Annotated in this window: 25 protein-coding genes and 1 riboswitch; of the genes, 11 read left to right on the top strand and 14 right to left on the bottom strand. The window is 70.2% G+C overall.

Annotated elements, in window-relative coordinates:
* Window positions 1-13 precede the first annotated feature (13 nt).
* Complete coding sequence (gene thrC, locus CU254_RS26715; RefSeq protein ID WP_009081041.1) at window positions 14-1,279, bottom strand: threonine synthase; 1,266 nt, start codon at window positions 1,277-1,279, stop codon at window positions 14-16.
* A 13-nt stretch (window positions 1,280-1,292) separates the two neighbouring features.
* Window positions 1,293-1,426: riboswitch (SAM riboswitch) on the bottom strand.
* A gap of 131 nt (window positions 1,427-1,557) precedes the next feature.
* Between thrC and holA the strand changes: the two genes are divergently transcribed.
* Window positions 1,558-2,529, top strand: coding sequence for a DNA polymerase III subunit delta (holA, locus tag CU254_RS26710; RefSeq protein ID WP_009081039.1), 972 nt, complete (start codon window positions 1,558-1,560; stop codon window positions 2,527-2,529).
* A gap of 488 nt (window positions 2,530-3,017) precedes the next feature.
* Here holA and rpsT read toward each other — a convergent pair whose 3' ends face one another.
* Window positions 3,018-3,278, bottom strand: coding sequence for a 30S ribosomal protein S20 (gene rpsT, locus CU254_RS26705; RefSeq protein WP_009081037.1), 261 nt, complete (start codon window positions 3,276-3,278; stop codon window positions 3,018-3,020).
* Between the two features lie 401 nt (window positions 3,279-3,679).
* Here rpsT and CU254_RS26700 point away from each other — a divergent pair, with 401 nt between their 5' ends.
* Together CU254_RS26700 and CU254_RS26695 are read left to right on the top strand one after the other, a co-directional pair.
* Window positions 3,680-4,543: a DMT family transporter gene (locus CU254_RS26700; RefSeq protein WP_009081035.1), complete on the top strand. Its 864-nt coding sequence runs from the start codon at window positions 3,680-3,682 to the stop codon at window positions 4,541-4,543.
* A gap of 22 nt (window positions 4,544-4,565) precedes the next feature.
* Window positions 4,566-4,940: a VOC family protein gene (locus tag CU254_RS26695; RefSeq protein ID WP_009081033.1), complete on the top strand. Its 375-nt coding sequence runs from the start codon at window positions 4,566-4,568 to the stop codon at window positions 4,938-4,940.
* Here CU254_RS26695 and CU254_RS26690 read toward each other — a convergent pair.
* Window positions 4,937-5,548 (bottom strand): class I SAM-dependent methyltransferase, encoded by a 612-nt coding sequence (locus CU254_RS26690; RefSeq protein ID WP_009081032.1) that lies wholly within the window; start codon window positions 5,546-5,548, stop codon window positions 4,937-4,939. The genes CU254_RS26695 and CU254_RS26690 overlap by 4 nt on opposite strands.
* 116 nt (window positions 5,549-5,664) lie before the next feature.
* Between CU254_RS26690 and lepA the strand changes: the two genes are divergently transcribed.
* Complete coding sequence (gene lepA, locus CU254_RS26685; RefSeq protein ID WP_100266888.1) at window positions 5,665-7,515, top strand: translation elongation factor 4; 1,851 nt, start codon at window positions 5,665-5,667, stop codon at window positions 7,513-7,515.
* Window positions 7,516-7,635: 120 nt separating this feature from the next.
* On the top strand, window positions 7,636-8,202 hold the full coding sequence (locus tag CU254_RS26680; RefSeq protein WP_009081027.1) for a Uma2 family endonuclease: 567 nt from the start codon (window positions 7,636-7,638) through the stop codon (window positions 8,200-8,202).
* 46 nt (window positions 8,203-8,248) lie between these two features.
* Here CU254_RS26680 and CU254_RS26675 read toward each other — a convergent pair whose 3' ends face one another.
* A complete protein-coding gene (locus tag CU254_RS26675; RefSeq protein ID WP_009081026.1) occupies window positions 8,249-8,695 on the bottom strand; it encodes a pyridoxamine 5'-phosphate oxidase family protein in 447 nt (148 codons plus the stop codon).
* Window positions 8,696-8,755: 60 nt separating this feature from the next.
* On the opposite strand from CU254_RS26675, the gene CU254_RS26670 reads away from it, so the two are divergent.
* Window positions 8,756-9,805 carry a nitronate monooxygenase family protein gene (locus tag CU254_RS26670; RefSeq protein ID WP_009081025.1) on the top strand — a complete coding sequence of 350 codons (1,050 nt, stop codon included), beginning with the start codon at window positions 8,756-8,758 and terminating at the stop codon, window positions 9,803-9,805.
* Window positions 9,806-10,162: 357 nt separating this feature from the next.
* On the opposite strand, the gene CU254_RS26665 is transcribed toward CU254_RS26670, so the two are convergent.
* The 3 genes from CU254_RS26665 to CU254_RS26655 all read right to left on the bottom strand — a co-directional run bounded on the left by CU254_RS26665 (window position 10,163) and on the right by CU254_RS26655 (window position 13,905).
* The gene (locus tag CU254_RS26665) at window positions 10,163-11,635 is read right to left on the bottom strand and encodes an amino acid permease (RefSeq protein WP_009081024.1); all 1,473 of its coding nucleotides are present in this window, start codon (window positions 11,633-11,635) and stop codon (window positions 10,163-10,165) included.
* Window positions 11,636-11,754: 119 nt separating this feature from the next.
* The gene (locus CU254_RS26660) at window positions 11,755-12,777 is read right to left on the bottom strand and encodes an alpha/beta fold hydrolase (RefSeq protein WP_009081023.1); all 1,023 of its coding nucleotides are present in this window, start codon (window positions 12,775-12,777) and stop codon (window positions 11,755-11,757) included.
* Between the two features lie 162 nt (window positions 12,778-12,939).
* Entirely contained in the window at window positions 12,940-13,905 is a 966-nt protein-coding gene (locus CU254_RS26655) for a zinc-binding dehydrogenase (protein ID WP_009081022.1), read from the bottom strand.
* 60 nt (window positions 13,906-13,965) lie between these two features.
* Here CU254_RS26655 and CU254_RS26650 point away from each other — a divergent pair, with 60 nt between their 5' ends.
* Genes CU254_RS26650 through CU254_RS26640 form a run of 3 tightly spaced genes read left to right on the top strand, consistent with a single transcriptional unit; the run spans window position 13,966 to window position 14,977 of the window.
* Complete coding sequence (locus CU254_RS26650) at window positions 13,966-14,166, top strand: hypothetical protein (RefSeq protein ID WP_037714937.1); 201 nt, start codon at window positions 13,966-13,968, stop codon at window positions 14,164-14,166.
* Window positions 14,167-14,177: 11 nt separating this feature from the next.
* A complete protein-coding gene (locus tag CU254_RS26645; protein ID WP_009081021.1) occupies window positions 14,178-14,630 on the top strand; it encodes a ribonuclease domain-containing protein in 453 nt (150 codons plus the stop codon).
* Entirely contained in the window at window positions 14,627-14,977 is a 351-nt protein-coding gene (locus CU254_RS26640; protein WP_009081020.1) for a barstar family protein, read from the top strand. The genes CU254_RS26645 and CU254_RS26640 overlap by 4 nt, the downstream gene beginning before the upstream one ends.
* Before the next feature lie 64 nt (window positions 14,978-15,041).
* On the opposite strand, the gene CU254_RS26635 is transcribed toward CU254_RS26640, so the two are convergent.
* Window positions 15,042-15,815 carry an enoyl-CoA hydratase-related protein gene (locus CU254_RS26635; protein WP_037714935.1) on the bottom strand — a complete coding sequence of 258 codons (774 nt, stop codon included), beginning with the start codon at window positions 15,813-15,815 and terminating at the stop codon, window positions 15,042-15,044.
* A gap of 96 nt (window positions 15,816-15,911) precedes the next feature.
* Here CU254_RS26635 and CU254_RS26630 point away from each other — a divergent pair, with 96 nt between their 5' ends.
* Window positions 15,912-16,487 carry a helix-turn-helix transcriptional regulator gene (locus CU254_RS26630; RefSeq protein WP_037714933.1) on the top strand — a complete coding sequence of 192 codons (576 nt, stop codon included), beginning with the start codon at window positions 15,912-15,914 and terminating at the stop codon, window positions 16,485-16,487.
* 91 nt (window positions 16,488-16,578) lie between these two features.
* Window positions 16,579-17,901 (top strand): S9 family peptidase, encoded by a 1,323-nt coding sequence (locus CU254_RS26625; protein WP_100266887.1) that lies wholly within the window; start codon window positions 16,579-16,581, stop codon window positions 17,899-17,901.
* 45 nt (window positions 17,902-17,946) lie between these two features.
* Here the strand turns inward: CU254_RS26625 and CU254_RS26620 are convergent, their stop codons facing one another.
* From CU254_RS26620 to CU254_RS26595, 6 genes are all read right to left on the bottom strand, one after another.
* Entirely contained in the window at window positions 17,947-18,576 is a 630-nt protein-coding gene (locus CU254_RS26620) for a hypothetical protein (protein WP_037714930.1), read from the bottom strand.
* Between the two features lie 232 nt (window positions 18,577-18,808).
* A complete protein-coding gene (locus CU254_RS26615) occupies window positions 18,809-19,546 on the bottom strand; it encodes a sirohydrochlorin chelatase (protein WP_009081015.1) in 738 nt (245 codons plus the stop codon).
* On the bottom strand, window positions 19,543-20,805 hold the full coding sequence (locus CU254_RS26610; RefSeq protein ID WP_009081014.1) for a sulfate adenylyltransferase subunit 1: 1,263 nt from the start codon (window positions 20,803-20,805) through the stop codon (window positions 19,543-19,545). The genes CU254_RS26615 and CU254_RS26610 overlap by 4 nt, the downstream gene beginning before the upstream one ends.
* Window positions 20,805-21,725 (bottom strand): sulfate adenylyltransferase subunit CysD, encoded by a 921-nt coding sequence (gene cysD / locus CU254_RS26605; RefSeq protein WP_037714927.1) that lies wholly within the window; start codon window positions 21,723-21,725, stop codon window positions 20,805-20,807. The genes CU254_RS26610 and cysD overlap by 1 nt, the downstream gene beginning before the upstream one ends.
* A gap of 10 nt (window positions 21,726-21,735) precedes the next feature.
* Window positions 21,736-22,431, bottom strand: a complete 696-nt coding sequence (locus tag CU254_RS26600; protein WP_009081010.1) for a phosphoadenylyl-sulfate reductase — start codon at window positions 22,429-22,431, stop codon at window positions 21,736-21,738.
* The gene (locus tag CU254_RS26595) at window positions 22,428-24,128 is read right to left on the bottom strand and encodes a nitrite/sulfite reductase (protein WP_009081008.1); all 1,701 of its coding nucleotides are present in this window, start codon (window positions 24,126-24,128) and stop codon (window positions 22,428-22,430) included. The genes CU254_RS26600 and CU254_RS26595 overlap by 4 nt, the downstream gene beginning before the upstream one ends.
* Window positions 24,129-24,143: the final 15 nt, after the last annotated feature.

Here is a 24,143-nt window from a genome sequence, read left to right as displayed (position 1 = left end):
CCGGGCCGGTGCGTCAGTAGCCGAGCGCCTTGGCGACGGCTTCGGCGGACGGCGGCACGGTGGCCTTCGGGCCGAGGTGGTTCTCGACCGCGTCGAGGGTCTTGAGGCCGTCGCCGGTGATGAGGAGGACGGTTTCGGCGTCCGGGTCGAGCTTGCCGGTTTCGACGAGCTTCTTCGCGGTCGCCACGGTGACGCCGCCGGCCGTCTCGGTGAAGATGCCTTCGGTGCGCGCGAGCAGCCGGATGCCTTCGACGACCTCTTCGTCGGTGACGTCCTCGATCGCGCCGCCGGTGCGGTTGACCACGTCGAGCACGTACGGGCCGTCGGCCGGGTTGCCGATCGCGAGCGAGCGGGCGATGGTGTCCGGCTTGACCGGCTGGACCACGTCGTGGCCGTTGCGGTACGCGGTGGAGACCGGCGAGCAGCCGGTGGCCTGCGCGCCGAACACCTTGTACGGGCTGGCGTCCACGAGGCCGAGCTGGCCGAGTTCGCGGAAACCCTTGTCCACCTTGGTGAGCTGGGAACCGGAGGCGATCGGGACGACGATCTGCTCGGGGATGCGCCAGCCGAGCTGCTCGGCGACCTCGTAGGCGAGCGTTTTCGAGCCCTCGGAGTAGTACGGGCGGACGTTGACGTTCACGAACGCCCACTTCGGGTGCTCGGCGGCCAGCTCGGTGGCGAGCCGGTTCACGTCGTCGTAGTTGCCGTCGACCGCGATCAGGTCGCCGTCGTAGACGGCGGTGGTGAGGATCTTCGCGCGCTCGAGGTTCTTCGGGATCAGCACGACCGACCGCCAGCCGGCGCGCGCCGCGGCGGCGGCGGTCGCGTTGGCCAGGTTGCCGGTCGAGGGACACGCGAGGACCTCGAAGCCGAACTCGCGGGCGGCCGCGAGCGCGACGGCGACCACGCGGTCCTTGAACGAGTGCGTCGGGTTGCCGGTGTCGTCCTTGACCCACAGGCTCTTGAGGCCGAGCTCCTTCGCGAGCCGGTCGGCGCGCACGAGCCGGGTACAGCCGGGTTCGGTGTTCGGAGTCTCCTCGACGGTCGAGGGGACAGGGAGGAGTTTCTTGTAACGCCAGATGTTGCGCGGGCCCGCCTCGATGTCCTCGCGGCGGACGCGGCCGAAGTCGTAGGCGACCTCGAGCGGCGAGAAGTCTTCGACGGAGACGAATTCCGGAGCGAGCGGCTGCCGGTGCCCTTCTTCCTTCGACACCAGTTCGACGGCCGGACCGAGGTCGATCGTCTTGTTGGCGGAGGTGGCGCTGAGGGCTGCAGTCATCGCGAGGTTCCTTTCCTCATCTGCCCCGCCGAAGCGGGCCGGAATTGGCACCGTGGTCGTCAGCTACCCCGCGATCGCGGGATGACAGGCTGCACGCCGGTTGCCGGGGCTTCGTCGGGCCGTTCCCTCTGCCCCTCTGGATGAGCGGTATTCGGTTGTCGGAGCGCCGCAGGGCGCGTCCTCGGCTACACCGTACGACATCCCGATCAGCTCGTGCCACGGAGGCGGGCCACATCACCGGAGCGGACGGCCCGGCGGCCGGGTGAGAAGATGGCCGGGTGACCACCGCACCCGCGCCGCTGCACCTCGTCACGGGCGAGGAAGAACTGCTCATCGAACGGGCTGTGCGAGCGTCCCTCGACGCGGCCAGGGCCGCGGACCCGACGGCGGACCTCACGCGGACGCGGGTGTCCGATCTCACACCGCCGGCGCTGGCCGAGCTGGTGAGCCCGTCGCTGTTCGCCGAGGGGCGCGTGATCGTGCTGGAGTCGGCCCAGGACATCTCGCAGGAGCTGTCCGACGCGGTCCTCGCGTACGTGAAGGCGCCGGCCGACGGCATCGTCCTCGTGGTCGTGCACAGCGGCGGCGGGCGGAGCAAGGCCGCCAAGGCGCTGCCGGGCGCGTTGAAAAAAGCGGGCGCGGAGATCACCGAATGCCCGAAGCTGACCAAGCCCGCCGAGCGCGAGGCGTTCGTCCGCAACGAGGTGCGCCGCGCGGGCGGCAAGATCGACGGCGCGGGCCTGATGGCGCTGCTCGACTCGGTCGGCTCGGACCTGCGCGAACTGTCCTCGGCGGCGACCCAGCTGGTCGCCGACACCGGGGGAGTCGTCGACGAGCAGGCGGTCCGCCGCTACCACACCGGACGCGCCGACGTGACCGGCTTCGCGGTCGCGGAGAAGGCCGTCGCGGGCGACCGGGCCGCTGCGATGGAGTCGCTGCAGTGGGCGATGCAGCTGGGCGTCCCGCACGTCCTGGTGGCCGACGCCCTCGCCGACGCGGTCCGCACGATCGCTCGTGTGTCCGCAGCCGGGCGCGGCAACCCGAACCAGATGGCGGGCGAGCTGGGCATGCCGCCCTGGAAGATCCGCAAGGCGCAAGGCCAGTCCCGCGGCTGGGGCCAGGACGGCCTGGCCACCGCGATGCGCGTCGTGGCGCGGCTGAACGCCGAGGTCAAGGGCGCGGCGGCCGACGCGAACTACGCCCTGCAGCGCGCGGTCCTCGACGTGGTCGCGGCCAAGGGAGACCGCTGAACTCCAGGCGGGACCGCCTTGGCGGAGTTGTCGTGGTGACGCTGTCGGGGCTTTGCGGTTGCGGCCGAGGGATGCCGCTGCTTCTCGGGTGACGGGATCACTTGGCGGGAGTCGCAGCGGGGGAGCCGGTGAACGCTGTCGGCGCTCGGCGGTTGCGGCCGAGGGGCACCGCTGCTTCTCGGGTGACGGCAGCACCTCGCGGGAGTCGTCGGGAAGCCCGTGAATGCCGCTGGGATTCTGTGTTTGCGGCCGAGGGCATCGCTATCCCTCGGCTGACGGATCACCTGGTGGGAGTCGTCGGGAAGACCACGAATGCCGCCGCGACTCTGCCTCTCGGCCGAGGGTGCCGATGTCCCTCAGCTGCCGGGAGCGCCTCGGCGGGACCCGTCGGCAAGCCGGTGAACCGCCGGATCCGCGGCGGCCGCGCCCCCCGGGACACGGAAAAGGCCCGGCAGCCGAAGCCGCCGGGCCTTCCGGAAAGACTGCGCTCAGAGCTGGTTCGCGCGCTTCGCGAGAGCCGACTTCTTGTTCGCGGCCTGGTTGGCGTGGATGACGCCCTTGGTGACGGCCTTGTCGAGCTTGCGAGCGGCGTCGCGCTGCAGTTCGAGGGCCTTGTCCTTGTCACCGGCTTCGGCGGCCTCGCGGAACTTGCGGATCGCGGTCTTCACCGAGGACCGGATCGCCAGGTTGCGCTGCCGCGCCTTCTCGTTCGTCGTGATGCGCTTGACCTGCGACTTGATGTTGGCCATGGAGGCGTTCCTCTTTCACTCGGTGAAGGTCGCTGCCGCGTTCGTGTGGCTCCGGACCAGCCCCGAGGGACTGCCGGGTTTCCTCCCTGACGGAATGCCGCACGGCAACAGTCGAAAATCTTAACAGCCCTGCTCGCGGCGCTGGCGAGGGCCCCGCAGCGCGCGACCGCCCGGCATCCCGGCGCCGGCTCGGTTACGGTGGGCTTCGGTAGTGCCTAGGGTTCCGTCGCCTGCCCGTGGCCCCCGAGGCGGGGCGCGAAGACCGCGAAGACAACGAGGGCGGGCGGGCCTGGTCCGAGCGGCACCTTCGGCGGGACACCGAGCCCCGCCGTTCATCTGACGGGACAAAAGCCTGGAGGACCCGGTCTTCGGCGTGCGCCGAAAACCTGAAAGGGTCGCAGATGAACACCACCGCCCTCGCCATGGTCCTCGTCGCCGCGGTCGTGCACGCCGCGTGGAACCTCGCCGCCAAACGGGTTTCCGGCGGCGGTCCGCGCTTCGTCTGGCTGTACTACACGGTTTCGGCGGCGGCGATGCTCCCGGCGATCGCGGTCGCGCTGGCCGTCGAACCGGAACGTCCACAGTGGACTTGGCTGTTCGCCGCGCTGGGCACCGCGGTGCTGCACGTGGTCTACGGGATCGTGCTGCAGCGCGGCTACGAGGTCGGCGACCTGTCGATCGTCTACCCGCTGGCCCGCGGCACCGGACCGCTGGTGTCGGTGCTCGTGGCCGTCCTCGTCCTGGGGGAGCGGCCCGGCGTGCTCGGGCTGGTCGGGGCCTTCCTCGTCGTCTCGGGCGTCCTGGTGATCAGTCTCGGCGGCAGCACCGGCGACGCGAAGGCCCGTCGCGCCGGGGTGTTCTACGGCGTCGCCACTGGAACGGTCATCGCGGCGTACACGCTGTGGGACGCGCACTCGGTCACGTCGCTCGGCGTGCCTCCGCTCGTGTACTTCGGCGGTGGTGCGATTGGACAGAGCATCCTGCTGGCGCCGACCGCTGCCCGCGGCCGGTCCGAGATCAAGCAGCTGTGGCGGGACCACCGGCGCGAGGTGCTGATCGTCGGGCTGGCCTCGCCCGCCGGATACCTGCTGGTCCTGTACGCCCTGCGGATCGCGCCGGTCAGCCTGGTGGCTCCGGCGCGCGAGTTGTCGATCGTCTTCGGCGGCGTCGCTGCCTGGCTCGTGCTCCGCGAACGCAACGCCGTCCGCAGGCTGGCCGGATCGCTGGTGGTGCTGGCCGGGATCGCCGCGATTGCGGTCGCTTGAGCCGCTCGGGTAGGCAGGAGCCATGGACGTACTGAGCAGCCGGGTGCTGATCCACCCCCGCGACCACGAGGTGTCCACCGCGTTCTACCGCGACGCGCTCGGCCTCGCGATCGAGCGCGAATTCCCTGGCGGAACGCGGTTTTTCGCCGGGGGCGGGTCGATCGAGGTGGTCGGCACGGGCGAGGCCGGGCCCGGCCCGGACGTCAATCTCTTCCTGCAGGTCCGCGATCTCCCGGCGACCCTGGCCGAACTGGCCGGACGCGGGGTCGAACCGGTGCGCGAGGCCCGGCGCGAACCGTGGGGCACCGACGAGGCGTGGATCGCCGACCCGGACGGGCTGCGGATCGTGCTCGTCGAGGTCCCGGAGGACCATCCGCTGCGCCGCGACCAGCGCTAGCCCGGTTTCACGGCCCGCAGCTGGGCGGCGAGCGCGGCGAACCCGGGCGGGTCCCAGGTCCAGGTCTGCAGGTCGGTGAATCCCGCTGCGGCGGCCTCGTCGGCCAGCTCGTGCCGGGTGACCGGAAGCCACTTCTCGTGTGCCGAGAGCAGCAGCCGTCCGCCTGGCCGCAGCACTCGGAACAGTTCGGCGAATGCAGCCGGGCGGTCCTCCCAGAACTGGACGTTGTTGACGGTCAGCACGACGTCCGCGGACGCGTCCTCGCAGCCGGTCCGGGCCGCGTCGCCCGCGCGCACCTCGGCGCGGTCGCCGCAACGGTCCGTGCAGAGGGCGCGCATCTGCGGGGAGGGTTCGACGCCGATGACCTCGCCGGCGAGTTTGCTCGCCGCGTCGAGGCCGACCCCGGGTCCGGGTCCGATGACGAGGACAGTTTCGTCGGGTTCGAGGCGGGCCAGGTCGACGACGCGGTGCTCGGTCGCGGCGTTGCCGGCCGCCATCAGCTTGCCGCCGAGCCTGCCCAGCAGCCCGCTGGGGTGGCCGAACGCCCGGTCGAGCGCGGCCTCGAGGACGCCGGGGCCGGGCGGCGAGGGGGAGGGTGAACTGGTCATGCTTCGAGGTCATCACGAGACGCGCGGGGCCGCATCGGGGATGACCCCCACCCGCACCCGGAGGTCCATGGGACGATGGGGTACGGACATCCCCCACCATCCCGAGGACAGCCCGAGTGACAGCGCCCAAGACGTTCGCCGACACCACCTTCACGCCGCCGGAGTTGATCCGCAACTTCTGCATCATCGCCCACATCGACCACGGCAAGTCGACGCTGGCGGACCGGATGCTGCAGCTCACCGGCGTCGTCGAGGAGCGAGCCATGCGCGCGCAGTACCTCGACCGCATGGACATCGAGCGGGAACGCGGCATCACGATCAAGGCCCAGAACGTCCGGCTGCCCTGGCAGGTGGACGGCAAGGACCACGTCCTGCACCTGATCGACACGCCCGGCCACGTGGACTTCACCTACGAGGTCTCGCGCGCGCTCGAGGCGTGCGAGGGCGCGATCCTGCTGGTCGACGCCGCGCAGGGGATCGAGGCGCAGACGCTCGCGAACCTGTACCTCGCGCTCGAGAACGACCTGCACATCATCCCGGTGCTGAACAAGATCGACCTGCCCTCGGCGGACCCGGAGAAGTACGCGGCGGAGATCGCGCACATCATCGGCTGCGAGCCCTCGGACGTGCTGCGCGTGTCGGCGAAGACCGGCATGGGCGTGACCGAGCTGCTGGACGAATGCGTGCGCCAGGTCCCGCCGCCGGTCGGCGACGCGGACGCGCCCGCCCGCGCGATGATCTTCGACTCGGTCTACGACACCTACCGCGGCGTCGTCACCTACATCCGCGTGGTGGACGGCAAGATCACGCCGCGCGAGAAGATCAAGATGATGTCCACCGGCGCGACGCACGAGCTGCTCGAGGTCGGGATCATCTCGCCGGAGCCGAAGGCCAGCAAGGGACTCGGCGTCGGCGAGGTCGGCTACCTGATCACCGGCGTGAAGGACGTGCGCCAGTCGAAGGTCGGCGACACGGTGACGTCCGAGCGCAACGGCGCGAAGGAGGCGCTGGCCGGCTACCGCGACCCGAAGCCGATGGTGTTCTCCGGGCTGTACCCGGTGGACGGCTCGGACTACCCGGAGCTGCGCGAGGCGCTGGAGAAGCTGCAGCTCAACGACGCCGCGCTGACCTATGAGCCGGAAACGTCGGTGGCGCTGGGCTTCGGCTTCCGCTGCGGCTTCCTCGGCCTGCTGCACCTGGAGATCACCCGCGACCGGCTGGAGCGCGAGTTCGGCCTGGACCTGATCTCGACCGCGCCGAACGTGGTGTACCGCGTGGTGCTGGAGGACCGCAGCGAGGTGATCGTCACGAACCCGTCGGACTGGCCGAGCGGGCTCAAGATCGCCGAGGTGCACGAGCCGGTGTCGAAGGTGAGCATCCTCGCGCCGTCGGAGTTCGTGGGCACGATCATGGAACTGTGCCAGGCGAAGCGCGGCACCCTGCTGGGCATGGACTACCTGTCCGAGGACCGCGTCGAACTGCGCTACACGATCCCGCTGGCGGAGATCATCTTCGACTTCTTCGACACGCTGAAGTCGCGCACGCGCGGCTACGCGTCGCTGGACTACGAGGAGTCCGGCGAGCAGGTGGCGGACCTGGTGAAGGTCGACATCCTGCTGCAGGGCGAGACGGTGGACGCGTTCTCCGCGATCGTGCACAAGGACGCTGCTTATACCTATGGAAACCGCATGGCGACGCGCCTGCGGGAACTGATTCCGCGCCAGCAGTTCGAGGTCCCGATCCAGGCGGCGATCGGCTCGCGCATCATCGCGCGCGAAACGATCCGCGCCATCCGCAAGGACGTCCTGGCGAAGTGCTACGGCGGCGACATCTCGCGGAAGCGGAAACTGCTGGAGAAGCAGAAGGAAGGCAAGAAGCGCATGAAGACCGTCGGCCGGGTGGAGGTGCCGCAGGAAGCGTTCGTCGCGGCACTGTCCACTGAGGACAACGGGAAGAACAAGAAGTAGGCCCGCTTTCGGGTGAACGGCGGCTCCGGGTTTCCGGGGCCGCCGTTTTTTGTCGGTGGCGGCTGGTGTTCTCAATTGCGGACAGGGAGTCTCTGGCGCGAACAGGGAAAGGAGAGCACCATGACGGTCATGACGGAAATCCAGAATCCTCCCGGGTCGGGGCCCATGACGGTGCACGACCTCGAGGGGATGCCGCAGGATGGCCGCCGTTACGAACTCATCGACGGAGTGCTGCTCGTGACTCCGGCGCCCGGATACCGCCATCAGAAGATCGGATACCGGCTCTACCACGTGCTGGAGGAGGCGTGCCCGCCCGAGTTCGACGTCCTCGGCGCGCCGTTCGCCGTGCACGTCGGCGACCGGATGGAGCTGCAACCGGATGTCCTGGTCGGCCGCAGCGAAGACTTCACCGCCAAGGATCTGCCGGTGCCGCCCGTGCTCGCCGTCGAGATTCTGTCGCCGAGCACGTCGATCCACGACCTGAACACCAAGAAAGCGGTCTATGAACGGCTGCGGGTGCCGAGTTACTGGGTGATCGACCCGGCGGCGCCTGAGCTGACTGTGTTCGAACTGGACGAGGACGCCTTGTACCAGCAGGTCGCGAAGGCCGGGGGAGCCGAGGTCTTCGAAGCGCGACAGCCGTTCCCGGTCCGGGTGGTGCCCAAGGCGCTTGTCGAGAGGGGCTGAACGGAGCGGGCCGAACTCCGCGCGTCCGGCACGCGCCGCTGGCGGATCAACCGTTCCCGATGATCCGGCCCACCTCCACGAACACCGCGGCCCGGCGTTCGGCGGCCATCACCCGGTCGTACTCCGCCCAGTCGTCGTGGGTTCCGGTGGCGGCTCGGAACACCTCGCGCAGCAGGGGCGGGAGACCGTCGGCGGGGAAGGACGGGTCGGGGTCGTCCGGGCCGATCAGGCGGACCGGGCCGGTCACCGACAGCCAGCGCCAGCCGCGGCGGAACGTCACGGTCGCGTGGCCGTTGCGGCGCAGCAGCGTGAGCTTGTGCGCGCCGCCGACGGCGACGAAGCCTACGCTCGGCTTGCCGGTCACCGGGTCGTCCAGGATGCCCGCGTTCACCACGGACGCGTGCACGGTGCCGTCGGCGCGGGTCGTGGCCACGGTGGCCAGGCCGTTCTCCTCCACCGTCAGCGCGCGGAGCTGTTCCAGGGTTGCCGTCATGCTGTTCTGCAACGCGGCGGCGACCCGGCACATTTCCGGTGCGGCGCTACGCTCGGGGACATGTTCGATGATCTCGAGTTCCCGGTGATCGCGGCGCCGATGGCGGGCGGCCCGACGACTCCGCAACTGGTCGGCGCCGTCACGAACGCGGGCGGGTTCGGCTTCCTCGCTGCCGGCTACCTCAGCCCGGAGACGCTGGACGCCCAGATCGCGCACGCCGCCGACCTCACCGGCGGGCGGTTCGGCGTCAACCTGTTCGTCCCCGGCGGCCGGTCGGTGGCCGACCTCGGCGCGCACCGCGAACGGTTGCTCGCCGAAGCCGTGCGCTACGGCGTCGAACTCGGCGACCCGGTCTGGGACGACGACGAGTACCCGGCGAAACTCGACCTCGTCGTGCGGCACCGGGTTCCGGTGGTGTCGTTCACCTTCGGCGCGCCGACGTCCGCCGAAGTGCAGCGGATCCACGAGGCGGGCGGCAAGGTCGCGGTCACCGTCACGAATCCGGAGGAAGCCGACCTCGCCGCCGCGCGCGGAGCCGACGCTCTCGTCGTGCAGGGCTTCGAAGCCGGCGGCCACCGCGGCGTGTTCACCGACGACTCGGGCAACCCGGCCGGCGGCGAGGAGTACGGCCTGCTCGCGCTGCTGCGGTTGCTCGGCGCGCGCACGAGCCTGCCGTTGATCGCGGCCGGAGGACTGATCAACGGCGCGGACATCGCGGCGGTCCTGGCCGCCGGCGCGTCGGCGGCGCAACTGGGGACGGCGTTCCTGCTCGCGACCGAGGCAGGCACCGGCGACACCCAACGCCGCGCGCTCGCCGAAGCCGGCCGGCCGACGGCGTTCACGCGCGCCTTCAGCGGACGCCCGGCGCGGGGCATGGTGAACCGCGTCCTGAGCGACCTCTCCTCACACGCGCCCTCCGCGTACCCGCAACTGCACCACCTGAGCAAACCGGTCCGCGCGGCGGCCGCCAAAGCCGGGGACCCGGAAGCGATGTCGCTGTGGGCCGGGCAGACGTACCCGCTCGCCAGCGACGGCTCAGCGGCCTCGATCGTCGCCCGCCTGCGCACGGAGGCGAAGGCAGCAGCGGAACGGCTCGACCGGCTGCGCTGAGGCTTTCGCTTCGGTGAGGCAAGGCCGCGACGGCTCGACTGGTTGCGTTGGCTTCTTCGCTGTGGCGAGGGCTGGGCCGCCGGGTTTGCGTCGTTGCGTTGCCTTCTCCGTTTTGGCGAGGGCTGGGCCGCGATGGCTTGATCGGCTGCGCTGAACACCCTGGGTGGCGAGGCGGCTAGACCCGTTGCGGCGGCCCGTTACGGCGAAGGGCACGGACATGGCCTCGGCCGGTCGCTGTGTTCTGGCTGCGCGGCGGAACTGCTGGCTGCGCTGAAGTTCCGCCGCGTCAGCAGAGCAAAAGAAGCGGGGGACGCCAGCCAAAGGCGTCCCCCGCAACAAACAACCCAGCCGAAGCGATCAGTCCGAAGTGGACTCGACCCCTCCGGAATCATGGTCGCCGCGTTCCATGGCGGAGTGGCGTTTGCCGTAGGCGAAGTAGATCCCCATGCCGATCACGAACCAGATCGCGAAGCGCAGCCACGTTTCCGGCTTCAGGAACGTGATCAGCCAGACCGAGAACACGACTCCGATGATCGGGACCACCGGCATGCCCGGCGTCTTGAACGTGCGCGGCAGTTCGGGGCGCTTGTAGCGCAGCACGATCACCGCGATGCAGACGACCACGAAGGCCAGCAGGATGCCGATGTTCGTCAGTTCCGCGGCCTCTCCGATGGGGAGCACGCCGGCGATCAAGGCCGAAGCGACGCCCAGGATCCACGTGATGCGCGACGGGACCTTGCGCACCGGATGGGTCTTCGAGAACCACTTCGGCAGCAGGCCGTCTCGGCTCATCGAGTAGCCCACTCGGGTCGCGCCCAGCAGGAAGGTGAACAGGACCGTCAGGATGCCGATGATCGCGCCTACCGCGATGATCGCGCCCAGCCAGCCGAGTCCGACCTTCGCGAAGGCGCTCGAGAACGCGGCTTCCGGGTTGATGTCGGTGTACTTCACCATGCCGGTCAGGACCAGGCAGGCCAGCACGTACAGCACCATCGAGATCGCCAGCGAGTAGATGATCGCCTTCGGCATGTGCTTCTGCGAGTCCTGCGATTCCTCGGCCGCGGTAGACATCGCGTCGTAGCCGAAGACGGCGAAGAAGACCGTTGCCGCGCCGGTGAACGCGCCGCTCAGGCCGAACGGGAAGAAGTTGCTGTAGTTGCCGCTCTGGATGTGGAAGGCGCCGACCACGATCACCAGGACCACGAGTGCGACCTTCAAATACACCAGCAGCGTTTCGAAGCGCGCCGCGTTTTTCATGCCCTGGTTGAGAATGAAGGCGATCAGCAGGCAGAGCAGCACCGCGAACAGGTTGATCTTGTACGACCCCGGTTCGACGCCCGCCGGTTCCGTCCCGGGCGCGCCGGACATCCAGTGCGGCAGCGAGATGTGCAGGAAGCCCAGCAGATCGTTGAAGTAGCCGGAAATCCCGATCGCCACCACGGACACGATCGCGGTGTACTCCAGCAGCAGGTCCCAGCCGATGAACCAGCCGACGATCTCGCCGAGCACCGCGTACCCGTAGGTGTAGGCCGAGCCCGCGCGCGGGATGAGGCCGGCGAACTCCGCGTAGGAGAACGCGGCCGCGGCGCTCGCGATGCCCGCGATCAGGAACGAGATCAGCACGGCCGGGCCCGCGGTCTTGTTCGCGACCGCGCCGGCGAGCGAGAAGATGCCCGCGCCGATGATGCCGCCGACGCCGATCGCGGTCAGCTGCCGCAGGCCGAGCGTGCGCTGCAGGCCGCTTTCGCCTGCCTGCTCGATGGTTTCGATCGGCTTCCGCCGGAAGATCCCGGACCCGGAGCCCAGGTTAGGGCCGCGCGGAGCTGACATCGACGTCTCCTCAGACTGGTGGTTCGCCGGACCCGGGTTCCGGGCCCTGGCAGGGCACCGTACCCGGAGGCGCCCCGCCTGTCACCGACTCCGGAGTGTGACTATCTCGGCGGCGCGGGTCACCCGGTCGCCGAGTCGTCCTCGACGGCGTTGACCGTGGGCGCCGGGCGGGCGGCGGAGCGGACCGCGCCCGCGGCGAAGAACGTCAGCAGCTCCGCGACCTCGGCCGGGTCGTCCAGTTGCGGGCAGTGGCCCCAGTCTTCGCGGACGACGAGCCTGCTGTGCGGCACCAGGGTGTGCAGCTTCCGCCCGGATGCGGCCGTCACCAGCTTGTCCTTGCCGCACGCGACCGCGAGCAGCGGGATCTTGATCAGGTCGAGCCGGTACGCGTCGGCCAGCTCCGCGACGAGCTGGCGGGCCTGTTCGAGCCGGGACGTCGTGGCCCGGTAGTCGGGGAACAGCGTGGTGAACCGCCGGACCTGGCCCGCGTCGGCGTGCTTCGAGTCGGCGTAGAGGATCCGCGGCACGAGCTGTTCGGCGACCGCGCGGACCAGGAAACCCGGCACTGGCAACGGAAGCGAGGAGTACAGCCGGAGCGGAAGCGGGTTGCGGCCGACCGTGCGCACCAGCCACGAGTCGACGAAACCGGGCGCGGCGATCGAGACGACGCCCGCGGTCGGCAGCCGGTGGTTCTGCGCCGCGCGCAGGCTCATCGTGCCGCCGAGCGAGTTGCCCGCGAGCACCACTGGACCGAGCACGGCCTGTTCGCGCACCACGGCGGCGGTGAACGCGTCGAGCTGCGGCAGCATCGGTCCGGGACGCAACGGCTGCGCGTCGCCGAAGCCGGGAAGGTCGACGGCGATCGCGGCGATCCCCGCGGCGGCTAATTCTCCGAGTACCGGACGCCACGTGTCGGCACTGTCGCAATACCCGTGGAGCAACACGAGCCGGGGGGCGCGGGGTTTCTCCCCGCCCTTGCGGCGCGTGCGCTTCGGTGCGGGCGCCTCGGCGACGGACGGCCCGACCTCGAGCACGCGCGTGCGGATCCCGGCGAAGCGCCGGAACGACTCCCGGACGGGCGCCGGGTCGCTGGGGTGCCGGCCGCCCCGGTCGGCGGGTGCGGGCCGCTGCGTCGCGGTCATGTTCTCCAGGTTAACCGCCCAAGGTCGACTTCTGGTGGAACTTCGGGGGTCACTATCTGATTGCGAAGCCGGGGTGTTGACGATTCACTGGAGAACGGGTAAAAGCGCTGGCCCGGGCGCAGGCGAACAGCAAAAGCCCAGGCCAGCGCGGTGCGATCAGGATCAGCGGGTGAAAACGATCTTGCCCGCGGTGTCCCCGGCGGCCATCGCGGCGAATCCCGCGGGGGCCTCCGCAAGGGGGAGCTCGGCGCCGATCTGCGGCTTGATGCCCTTCAGGTCGAGGTAGGCGAGCAGGTCGGCCAGCTCGTCGCGGGTGCCCATGGTCGAGCCGACGACCCGCAGCTGCAGGAAGAACACGCGCTGCAGGTCGGCCGACGGGTCGGGGCCGCTGGTCGAACCGGACACGACGACCACGCCGCCCGGCTTCAGCGACTTGAGCGTGTGGCCCCAGGTGGCCTTGCCGACGGTCTCGAACACCGCGTCCACCCGCTCGGGCAGCCGCGCGCCGGACTCGAACGTCTGGTGCGCGCCGACGCTCTCGGCCAGCGCGCGCTTCTCCTCGGTGCGCCCGGTGACCCACACCCGGAACCCGGCCGCGCGGCCGAGCGCGATCAGCGCGGTCGACACGCCGCCGGACGCGCCCTGCACGAGCATCGTCTGACCCGGCCGCAGCTCCGACTTCACGAACAGCATCCGGTACGCGGTGAGCCACGCGGTGCCCATCGTCGCGCCCTCGGCGAAGCTCAGGCCGGCCGGCTTCGGCACCGCGTTGCGGGCCGGGACCACGACCTGGTCGGCGAACGTGCCCTGGTGCTTCTCGGTGAGCAGCGTGCGCTTCGGGTCGAGCGTGTCGTCGCCCTGCCAGCCCGGCGCGTTGATCACCGAATGCAGCACGACCTCGGTGCCGTCGTCGAGCGTTCCCGCTCCGTCGCAGCCGAGGATCATCGGGAACTGGTCTGCCTTGATGCCGACGCCGCGCAAGGTCCACAGGTCGTGCATGTTCAGGCTGGCGGCTTTCACGTGCACCCGGACCCAGCCGTCGGGCACCTCGGGTTCCGGCCGCTCGCCGACGACCAGCGAATCGAGCGGGGACTCGGCGTTGGGTTCCTGCGCGTATACGGCGAACATGGCAGCAACCTACCTCCCCTGCCCGGCCCGGCGCAGGCGAGCGCGCGTAGGCTCACACTCGTGTTCGACGGGCTGGCCAACTGGTGGGACGGGGTCGAGCTGTGGCTCGCCCAGGCGTGGTTCCCCGTGCAGTTCGTGCTGGTGATGGCGGTGCTCGTGCCGCTGTGCCTGCTCGCCGCGTGGGCCATCGACAAGCTGGTCGAACGCTTCGGCCGCCGGTTCGGCACGGCCCGTGACGACGAGCGTCCCGGCCGCTCCTAAGCTGGCACACCATGGTCAACCGAAGGCGGATCACCGCTGCGCTCGTCGGTCTCCTCGTGCTGGTGCTCGGCGGGTGGCTCGTCAAGGAAACCGCCGGCTCCTCGGATTCGCCGGCGCCCTCGTCCTCGTCGGGCGCTCCCGCCGCCGCTTCCGGGAAGGTGCCGGGGGCCGATTCGAAGCTGCCGGTCAAACCGTTGTCGTCGCTGCCGCCGCAGGCGAAGGACACGTGGAACCTGATCGAAAAGGGCGGGCCCTACCCGTATCCGCGCAATGACGACGTCGTCTTCCAGAACCGGGAAAAGAAGCTTCCCGCGGAGAAGAACGGCTATTACCACGAATACACCGTGAAGACGCCGGGCAGCCCGGACCGAGGGGCGCGCCGGCTGATCACGGGGGCAGGGAAAGAGTTGTATTACACAGGGGATCATTACGCGTCGTTCGTCGTCGTGGACCCCGCGCGGTGAGCGGGGACACGGCGCGGGCCGCGGCGGACGCGGCTTTCGCGCGCGGGGCTTACCCGCATCAGGTCGACGGAACTCGGACAGTGGACAAGCTGTCGACGCTGGACGCGATCGGCGAGGCGCTGTCTTTCCCGTCTTATTTCGGGCGGAATCTCGACGCGCTGTACGACATGCTCACGGATTTGTCGTGGTTGCCGACCGGCGAGCACGTGCTGATCTGGACCGGGTCGGACGGATTGAAAGCCGCCGAGCCGAAGGCTTATCTGGCGGTGCGCAGCGTGCTGTCGGACGCGCAGCGGGCGATGGGCTCCGGCGACCGGCGGCTGACCTTGGTGCTGGTGGACGATTAAAGGTCCGTGAGGGGAACCCTGAGGGACTCAGAGTCCCTCAGGGTTCCCCTCACGGACAGCAACGTCAGTCCTGCGGAACCCAGTTCGGCTTGCGCTTCTGCGCGAAGGCCTGGATGCCTTCCTGACCTTCTTCGCTGGCGAAGAAGCCCGCGGACAGGGCGTTCATGTCCGCGAAGCCCTCGGCCGGGGTCGCCGGACGCGGACGGGCCAGCAGTTCCTTCGTGGCGGCCAAGGCTTTCGGGCCGCCCAGGGTCAGCGACTTGAGGTAGCCCTCGACGGTCTTGTCCAGCTCTTCCGCCGGGACGCAGGCGTTCAGCAGGCCGATCTCCACCGCGCGCTTCGCGTCGAAGACGTCGCCGGTCAAAAAGAGTTCGTGCGCGGCCCGGGCGTTGAGCCGGGGGAGGACCGTCAGGCTGATGACCGCCGGGACGACGCCGATCCGGACCTCGGAGAAGGCGAACGTCGCTTCCGGGACCGCGACCGCGATGTCGCACGCGGCGACCATGCCGATGCCGCCCGCGCGAGCCGGGCCGGCCAGCCGCGCGACGACCGGCTTCGGGCTCGTCCACAGCTGGTCCAGGATCCGCGGGAACTCGTTCACGCCCTGGTCGGACGAACCGGCGCCGCGGGCCTCCTTCAGGTCCATGCCCGCGCAGAAGACCGGGCCGGTGTGGGTCAGCTGCACCACGCGCACCGCGTCGTCCTCGCGGGCCTTGTCCAGCGACTCGCTCAGTTCCCGCCGCAGCTGCGCCGACAGCGCGTTGCGGTTGTGCGGGGAGTCCAGGGTGATCGTGGCGATGCCGGCCGCCACCTCGTAGTGCACCAGTTCGTCAGCCATGCCTGACACTTTCGCACACCGCTTCCTCGGGAGCCGGGGCGAAGTTCATGCACGAAAAGTCATGCACGAGAACTCGTGCACTGCTACCTTGAGGGCATGGCAGACCCTCGCACCGCCGATTCGAAGGCACTCAAGGCGCTCGCGAACCCGTTGCGGCAGCGGATTCTCGAACTGCTGGCCGCGTCCGGGCCGGCGACCTCGACGACGCTCGCCGAGCGGCTGGGCGTGACCAGCGGCGGGACGAGCTACAACCTGCGGGTACTGGCGGAGAACGGGTTCGTCGAAGAGCTTCCCGAACGCGCGCGCGGGCGGGAGCGCTGGTGGCGCGCGGTGCCGCATGACGTGCGGTTGCCGCCCGAGGCGGAGCGCGATGATCCGGCGAAGGCGGCGATCGGCGAGCTGCACCGGCTGTGGCTCGCGGGCGACACCGAACTGTACGAACGGTTCGAGCGCGAGCGGCCGCGGCTGGGCGAGTGGGCGGACGCGATTCCGTACTCGCGCGGCGCGATCACCGTGACGCTGGACGAGCTGGGCGACTTTTTCGAGGCTTATCTCGCTCTGCTGCGGCGGTATCAGCGGCCGGCCGACGAGACGCCGGAGGGGGCTCGCCGGGTCGAGACGCGGATGCTCGCGTTCCCGGCTCCGGGCGGGGAGGGAGCCGGCCAGGACTGAACCGGAGGAAGGCCTGGGTGCCGAGCGGCCACTCGGCACCCAGGAACAAGGGAAAACGTCGCACGATCTCCCGAAGCAAGGAGAACACTTCATGCTGCCCTGGGGCAAATCGCGGCTCGCCGCCGCGATCCTCGTGCTGGGCTCGGTCCTCGCGACCGCCCAGCCGGTACAAGCACAACCGTCCGCTGACGTCAGTTTCGCCGGAGCCGGCGGAATCACGTTGCACGGCACGGTGTTCCGGCCGGACGGGCCGGCGAAGTCCGCGATCGTCCTGCAAGGCGGGTCGGACTGGAAGACCCGCGACAATCTGCGCGTGCAGGCCGAGATGTTCAAGCGGATCGGCGTCACGACGCTCGTGTACGACCGGCGCACCAGCGGTTATTCCAAGACCCAGCGCGATTACGGCGTGCTGGCGGACGATCTGGTGTCGGCGGTCCGCGCGTTGCGGGCGCAGACGGGAGCCGCCGACGTCGGGGTCTGGGGAGTCAGCGAGGGCGCCTGGGTCGCGCCCCTCGCGGCGACGCGGTCGGACGACATCTCGTACGTGATCACCGTCGGCGGATCCGGGTTGGGCGGAGCCCGGCAGACGTCGTGGTACTGGGGCAATGTCCTTCGCCACCAAGGGATTGGCGGTTCGCTGCTGACGACGTTGCCGGTGCGGGGCACGCGCTTCGCGATCGGCGCGGGACTGTTCCCGGAGGCGGATTACGACCCGGTGCCGGTGCTGCGGCGGCTGAAGCAGCCGATCCTGGCGTTGTGGGGCGACCTCGACATCAACCACGCGCCGGTCGAGAGTTCCCGGATTTTCGCGGACGCGCTCGCGAAGCACCCGAACCACGCCATTCGCTTCATCGCTGGCGGCGGGCCGGATCTCTACGCGACCAGCGACGCCGGATTCAACCGGCTGCCCCGGGTCGTGCCGGGATATGCGGAGGCCGTCGGGGAATGGCTGGCGAATCGGCAGGGCGTGCACGTCGAAACCGCGGCCTTCGCGCAGCGGCCGACGGAAGCACTCCGACCGTTGGCGTGGTGGGAATCTGTGATGGCGCAAGGGATCGCGCTCGCCTTGCTGCTCGGCGGGTTCGCGGTCGGCGGCTTGGTCGCGCTGATTCGCCGCCGGGGGACCAGGTCGTCGCGGTGGCTGGCCGGGCTGGGGACGGCGACGGTCGCCGGGTTCGTCGGAATCCTCGGCTGGGCGCAGATGTCCGGGATGAAAAATCTCGGACCGGTGCTCGCCGGGCGTCCGTTGCCGTGGCTGGCAGTGCAGTTGCTGGCGGTCGCGACGGTGGCGGCGCTGGCGGTGACCCTGGCGGGGCTGCGGAAACCGGATCGGCGGCGCGGGGCGATCGCGCCGCTCGTCGCCGGGCTGGTGTTCGTACCGTGGGCGCTCTACTGGGGACTGTTGCTGCCGTGAACCGAGGCGCGGCCACCCGGGCGCAGCGGGTGGCCGCGGTCCGGGTCAGCCGATGGTCGTCGTGGTGAAAACCGGGCTGGGGTTGGGGAAGCACGCGGTCGGCGCGGTCACGTCGCCGATGATGCTGCCGGCCACGGCCTTGAAGGTCAGGCCGGGGTCGCGGTAGCTGGTGCCGGACAGTTTCGTCTCGATGGTGCCGGAGTCGCCCGCCTTGAGGTGCGCGGTGATGGTTGGCAGTTCAAAGGTCGAACCGCCGGCGATCGGGCCGGGGAAGCTCAGCGTTGCCACGCCGTTGGCGACACTGATCGTCGGCGGGGTGTCGCCGAGGCCGGAGCCGCCGGCGAGGTCGGCGCTGACGTAGGTCGAGTTCGCCGGGATCGGGAACTTCAGCGCGAAGGTGTTGATGTTCTTGACTTTGTTGCCGCCCACGTCGCTCGGGACGGTGTTGGGCGCGGGGTCGATGACGACGTCGAACGCCCCGCCGGGCGCGACCGTCGCGGGCGCGGTGACGTCGGCGTTCTGGGTCAGCGACACCTGCTGCGGGCCGACCACCGGCGCGTCGGCCTGGCAGTCGAAGTTGATCGCGGTCGCGGCGGACGCCGGGGCCGCGCGGGCGAGCGGAAGCGCGGCGACCGCCGTCAGCGCGGCCAGCCGGTAAGAGTGAGGTGCTTTCATCTGTGTGCTCCTACCTGCGGGTTTCACGGGGGAGAGAGAAAGCTGCGCAGCGATTAGAGAGTTACCGGCAAGTTAAGTAATACGTCAAGGAGTGACCGTTCACAGGAGCGCACCGTGACGGAAAATGTGAATATCGCTCACCTTGTGGCGGTAGGGGCGGGCCTGATCGGCCGTTCGGGCCTACCGACCGTGGTCCGGCCGGGCGAGCCAGCGACCAGAGCGGGCCGCCCGGTCAGGCGGCGGTCCGCAGCAGGCCGGAGATCGCGGCCGCGTACCGGCCGATCACGACGTCCGCGACGCGCGGGTCGTCGGCGAGCGGTTCGGCGATGAACGCGCCCGGGTCGGCTTCGCGGGCCAGCGAGGCGATCCGGTCCGGCAGCAAGCCCGGGGCCAGGAACCACGACGCCACCACGAGATGCCGGACGCCGCGCTCGCGCAGGCGGGCGGCGGCGGCCGGGATGTCCGGCTGGGCGGCGCTGGCGAACGCCTCGCTCACCGGCATTCCGAGCCGCTTTTCCCAGCGGGTGGCCAATCCGGCGACGACCGCGTTGGCCTCTGGGTTGGAGGAACCGACGGCGCTCAGCAGCACCCCGGTTCCGCCGCGGCGGCGGGCACCGGCGAGCCGGTCCAGGGCGACGGCTTGCAGTGCCGGGTCGGCGCCGAGCACGTCCGACACCTGGATCCGGAACCCGGGGCACTCCGCGGTCACCTCGTCGACCAGCGCGGGCAGGTCGACCCGGGCATGGAAAGCGCTGCCCAGCAACAACGGCACGACGACCGCAGAGCGGTGCCCGTAGGCGTACAGCTTGCGCAGCACGTCCGTGACGCGCGGCTCCGACAGGTCAAGGAACGATTCGTGCACGTCCAGCCCCGACGCCTGCGCACGGACGACGTCGACCAGCGCCCGCACCGTCGCGGCGGAGCGGGGGTCGCGACTGCCGTGCGCGACGGCGACCAGGGGCGGCGTCACGAGAACCGCTCGCCGACGAGACCGGCGGCGAGCGTGTCGCCGTCCTTCGGGTCGATCACCAGGAACGCGCCGGTGCGCGGGCTCACGCCGTAGTCGTCCACCGGCAGCGGCTCGGCCAGTTGCAGGCTGACGCTGCCGATGTCGTTGAGTTCCAGGCTTTCTGGAGAGTCCACACTGGACAGGGTCTGCTCGTCGAACCGGGCGTGCAACTCGGTGGCGAGCCCCTGCACGGTCCGCGTGCCGTGCTTGATCAGCACCCGTGCGCCGGTCTTGAGCGGCTTCGACGACAGCCAGCACAGCGTGCCGGTGATCTCGTCGGTCACCTCCGGCGGCGCGTCGGCGGCCGCGATCAGGTCGCCGCGGCTGATGTCGATGTCGTCGGCGAGCAGCAGGGTCACTGAGGTTCCGGCACCCGCTTCCTCCAGCGGTCCGTCCGCGGTGTCGATCCGCTCGACGCGGCTGCGGATCCCGTGCGGCTGCACGACGATCTCGTCGCCCGGGCGCACCGTGCCCGCCGCGATCTGACCGGCGTAACCGCGGTAGTCCGGGTACTCGGCCGTGCGCGGGCGGATCACATACTGGACCGGGAACCGCAGCGCGGAATCGTGCGGATCCGGGGCCGCCGGCACGTTTTCCAGGTGCTCCAGCAGCGACGGCCCGTCGTACCACGGGGTTCGCTCGGACCGCGTCGCCACGTTGTCGCCGACCAGAGCGGAGACCGGGATGGCGACGACGGACGCCGAGTCGTAGCCGAGGGATTCCGCGTGCGCGGTGAACTCCTTGGCGATGACGCCGAAGGTGTTCTCGTCGTAGCCGACGAGGTCGATCTTGTTCACCGCCAGCACCAGCTGCGGCACGCCGAGCAGCGCGAGCACGGCCGCGTGCCGCCGGGTCTGCTCGACCACGCCGTTGCGCGCGTCGACCAGCAGCACGGCCAGCTGCGCGGTGGACGCGCCGGTGACCGTATTGCGGGTGTACTGCACGTGCCCGGGCGTGTCGGCCAGCACGAACGACCGCTTCGGCGTGGCGAAATACCGGTACGCGACGTCGATCGTGATGCCCTGCTCGCGCTCCGAGCGCAGGCCGTCGACGAGCAGCGACAGGTCCGGAGTGGACAGTCCTTTGTCGACAGACGCGCGGGTGACCGCGTCGAGCTGGTCGGCGAGGACGGACTTGGTGTCGTACAGCAGCCGGCCGACCAGCGTGGACTTGCCGTCGTCCACGCTGCCCGCGGTGGCCAGCCTCAGCAGGCTCGACATCAGAAGTAGCCCTCCCGTTTGCGGTCTTCCATGGCCGCCTCGGACATCCGGTCGTCGGCGCGGGTGGCGCCGCGTTCGGTGAGCCGCGAGGCCTGGACCTCGGCGATGACTTCCTCCACAGTGGACGCCGTGGACTCGATCGCGCCAGTGCACGAACCGTCGCCGACGGTCCGGTAGCGCACGCTCAGCTCCCGCACTTCCTCGCCGGGACGCGGCCCGCCCCACGGGCCCTCGCTGAGCCACATGCCGTCGCGCTGGTAGACCGCGCGCTGGTGGGCGTAGTAAATCGAAGGCAGTTCGACCTTTTCGCGGGCGATGTAGTTCCACACGTCCGCTTCGGTCCAGTTGGACAGCGGGAACACGCGGACCTGCTCGCCCGGACGGTGCCGTCCGTTGTAGAGGTTCCACAGCTCCGGCCGCTGCCGGCGCGGCTCCCACTGGCCGAAAGCGTTGCGCAGGCTGAAGATCCGTTCCTTCGCCCGCGCCCGTTCTTCATCGCGGCGGCCGCCGCCGAAGACCGCGTCGAACTTGTTCTCCGCGATCGTCTCCAGCAGCGGCGTGGTCTGCAGCGGGTTGCGCAGGCCGTCGGCGCGCTCCTCGAGCCGCCCGTCGTCGATCCAGTCCTGGACCTTCGCGACGACCAGCCGCAGCCCGTGCTTTTCCACCACGCGGTCGCGGAACTCCAGGACCTCGTCGAAGTTGTGCCCGGTGTCCACGTGCAGCAGCGGGAACGGCACCGGCGCGGGCCAGAAGGCCTTGATCGCCAGGTGCAGCATCAGCGTCGAGTCCTTGCCGCCGGAGAACAGGATCACCGGCCGGTCGAACTCGCCCGCGACCTCGCGGAAGATGTGGATGGCCTCGGACTCGAGTGCGGCGAGATTGTCTACCGCGGCGTCGGCCGCCGGTTCCAAAGTCGTCATGCTTCCTTCCTCAGCCATGCAGTCCGCACTCGGTTTTGGCCTGCCCCGCCCACCGGCCGCTGCGCGGGTCCTGCCCCGGCTCGACCTTCGCGGTGCACGGCGCGCAGCCGATCGAGAGGTAGCCGATCGACACCAGCGGGTTCTCCAGGATCCCGTTCGAGTGCAGGTAGCCGTTGAACTCGTCGTCGGTCCACGCCGCGATCGGGTTGATCTTCACCAGGCCGTTGCGCTCGTCCCAGGTGACGATCGGCGTGTTCGCGCGGGTCGGCGCGTCCACCCGGCGCACGCCGGTGACCCACGCCGAGTACTTGCCGAGCGTCTGCCGCAGCGGCACGACCTTGCGCAGGAAACAGCACTGGCCGGGGTCGCGTTCGTGCAGCTTCGGCCCGTACTCCGCGTCCTGCTCGGCGACGCTCTGCTCGGCCTGTGCGTTGACGATCCGCACTTCCGGGTACACCGTCTGCACCGCGTCGCGCACCCCGAGGGTTTCGGCGAAGTGGTAGCCGGTCTCCAGGAACAGCACGTCCACCGCGGGCTTGACCTTCGTGACGAGGTCGATCAGCACGGCGTCCTGCATGTTCGAAGCCACGATGAAGTCGTCGCCGAAGGTCTCGGCCGTCCAGCGCAGCGCCTCCTCGGCGGTCGCGTCGGCCAGTTCCTTCTCGGCGCGTCCGGCCAGAGCCCGGTAGTCCGCCACGGCGGTCACTGCAGCACCCCTTCGTCCGCCCGCAGCGCCCACTGCGGGAACCGTTCGCCCGGCTCGCGGCCCGCGACGTACGCGCGCACCACGCGTTCCACGTACTCGACCAGTTCGCCCGCGGTGACCTTGTGGCCGCGCAGCTTCCGGCCGAACCCGGCGTCGAGGCCGAGCCCGCCGCCGAGGTGCACCTGGAACCCCTCGACCTGGTTGCCGTCGGCGTCGGTGACGATCTGGCCCTTGAGCCCGATGTCGGCGGTCTGCACGCGGGCGCAGGAGTTGGGGCAGCCGTTGAGGTGCACCGACACCGGCGTCTCCAGCTGCGCGTTGATGTCGGCGAGCGACTTCTCCAGGTCCGCGACCAGCTGCTGCGCGCGCACCTTCGTCTCGACGATCGCGAGCTTGCAGAACTCCAGCCCGGTGCACGCCATCACGCTGCGCCGCCACGGCGACGGCTTGGTCTGCAGGCCCAGTTCGGCCAGCTCGGTCTCCAGCGCCGCGACCTTCTCCTCGGGCACGTCGAGCACGACCAGCTTCTGGTGCGGGGTCAGCCGCACCCGCCGCGACCCGGCCCGTTCGGCCGCGTCGGCGACCGCGACCAGCGTGCTGCCCGACACCCGCCCGGCGACCGGCGCGGCCCCGACGTAGTAGTTGCCGTCCTTCTGCGGATGCACGCCGACGTGGTCGACCGGCGTGTCCGGGTTCTCCGGCGGCGGGCCGTCGATCAGCTTCCGCTTGAGGTACTCGGTTTCGAGGACCTCCCGGAACTTGTCGATGCCCCAGTCCTTGACCAGGAACTTCAGCCGGGCCCGCGAACGGAGCCGCCGGTAGCCGTAGTCGCGGAAGATCGAAACGACGCCTTCCCAGACCTGCGGCACCTCGTCCAGCGGGATCCACGCGCCGACCCGCTGCGCGAGCATCGGGTTCGTGGAGAGCCCGCCGCCGACCCACAGGTCGAGGCCGGGGCCGTGCTCGGGGTGGTTGACGCCGACGAAGGCGACGTCGTTGATCTCGTGCACGATGTCCGGCAGGCCCGAGATCGCGGTCTTGAACTTGCGCGGCAGGTTGGCGAACCGCGGGTCGCCGATGTACCGCTCGCGGATCGCGTCGATCGCCGGGGTCGCGTCGAGCACCTCGTTCGCGGCGATGCCGGCGACCGGCGAGCCGAGCACGACGCGCGGGCAGTCGCCGCACGCCTCGGTGGTGGACAGGCCGACGTTCTCCAGCCGGGACCAGATGGACGGCACGTCCTCGATCCGGATCCAGTGGTACTGCACGTTCTGCCGGTCGCTGATGTCGGCGGTGTCGCGCGCGTGCTCCCGCGAGATCTCGCCGACCACCCGCAGCTGCTCGGTGGTGAGCGCCCCGCCGTCGATGCGGACGCGCATCATGAAGTAGCGGTCGTCCAGCTCTTCGGGCTCCAGCAGCGCGGTGCGGCCGCCGTCGATGCCCGGCTTGCGCTGGGTGTAGAGGCCGAACCAGCGGAACCGGCCGCGAAGGTCGCCCGGGTCGATGGAGTCGAAGCCGCGGTGCGCGTAGATGTTCTCGATCCGCGCGCGGACGTTCAGCGGGCTGTCGTCCTTCTTCGAGCGCTCGTTCGGGTTCAGCGGCTCCCGGTAGCCGAGCGCCCACTGACCCTCGCCGCGCTTCTGGCGAGTCCGAGGCGCGCGGGCCTTCGCGGGCGTCTCACGCGGGGGTGCGGACATGGAGATCCTCCGGGC

The organism is Amycolatopsis sp. AA4, assembly GCF_002796545.1.
GTDB lineage: Bacteria > Actinomycetota > Actinomycetes > Mycobacteriales > Pseudonocardiaceae > Amycolatopsis.
Note: the sequence above shows the minus strand (reverse complement) of the source record. Positions and strands in the feature narration are given on the sequence as shown.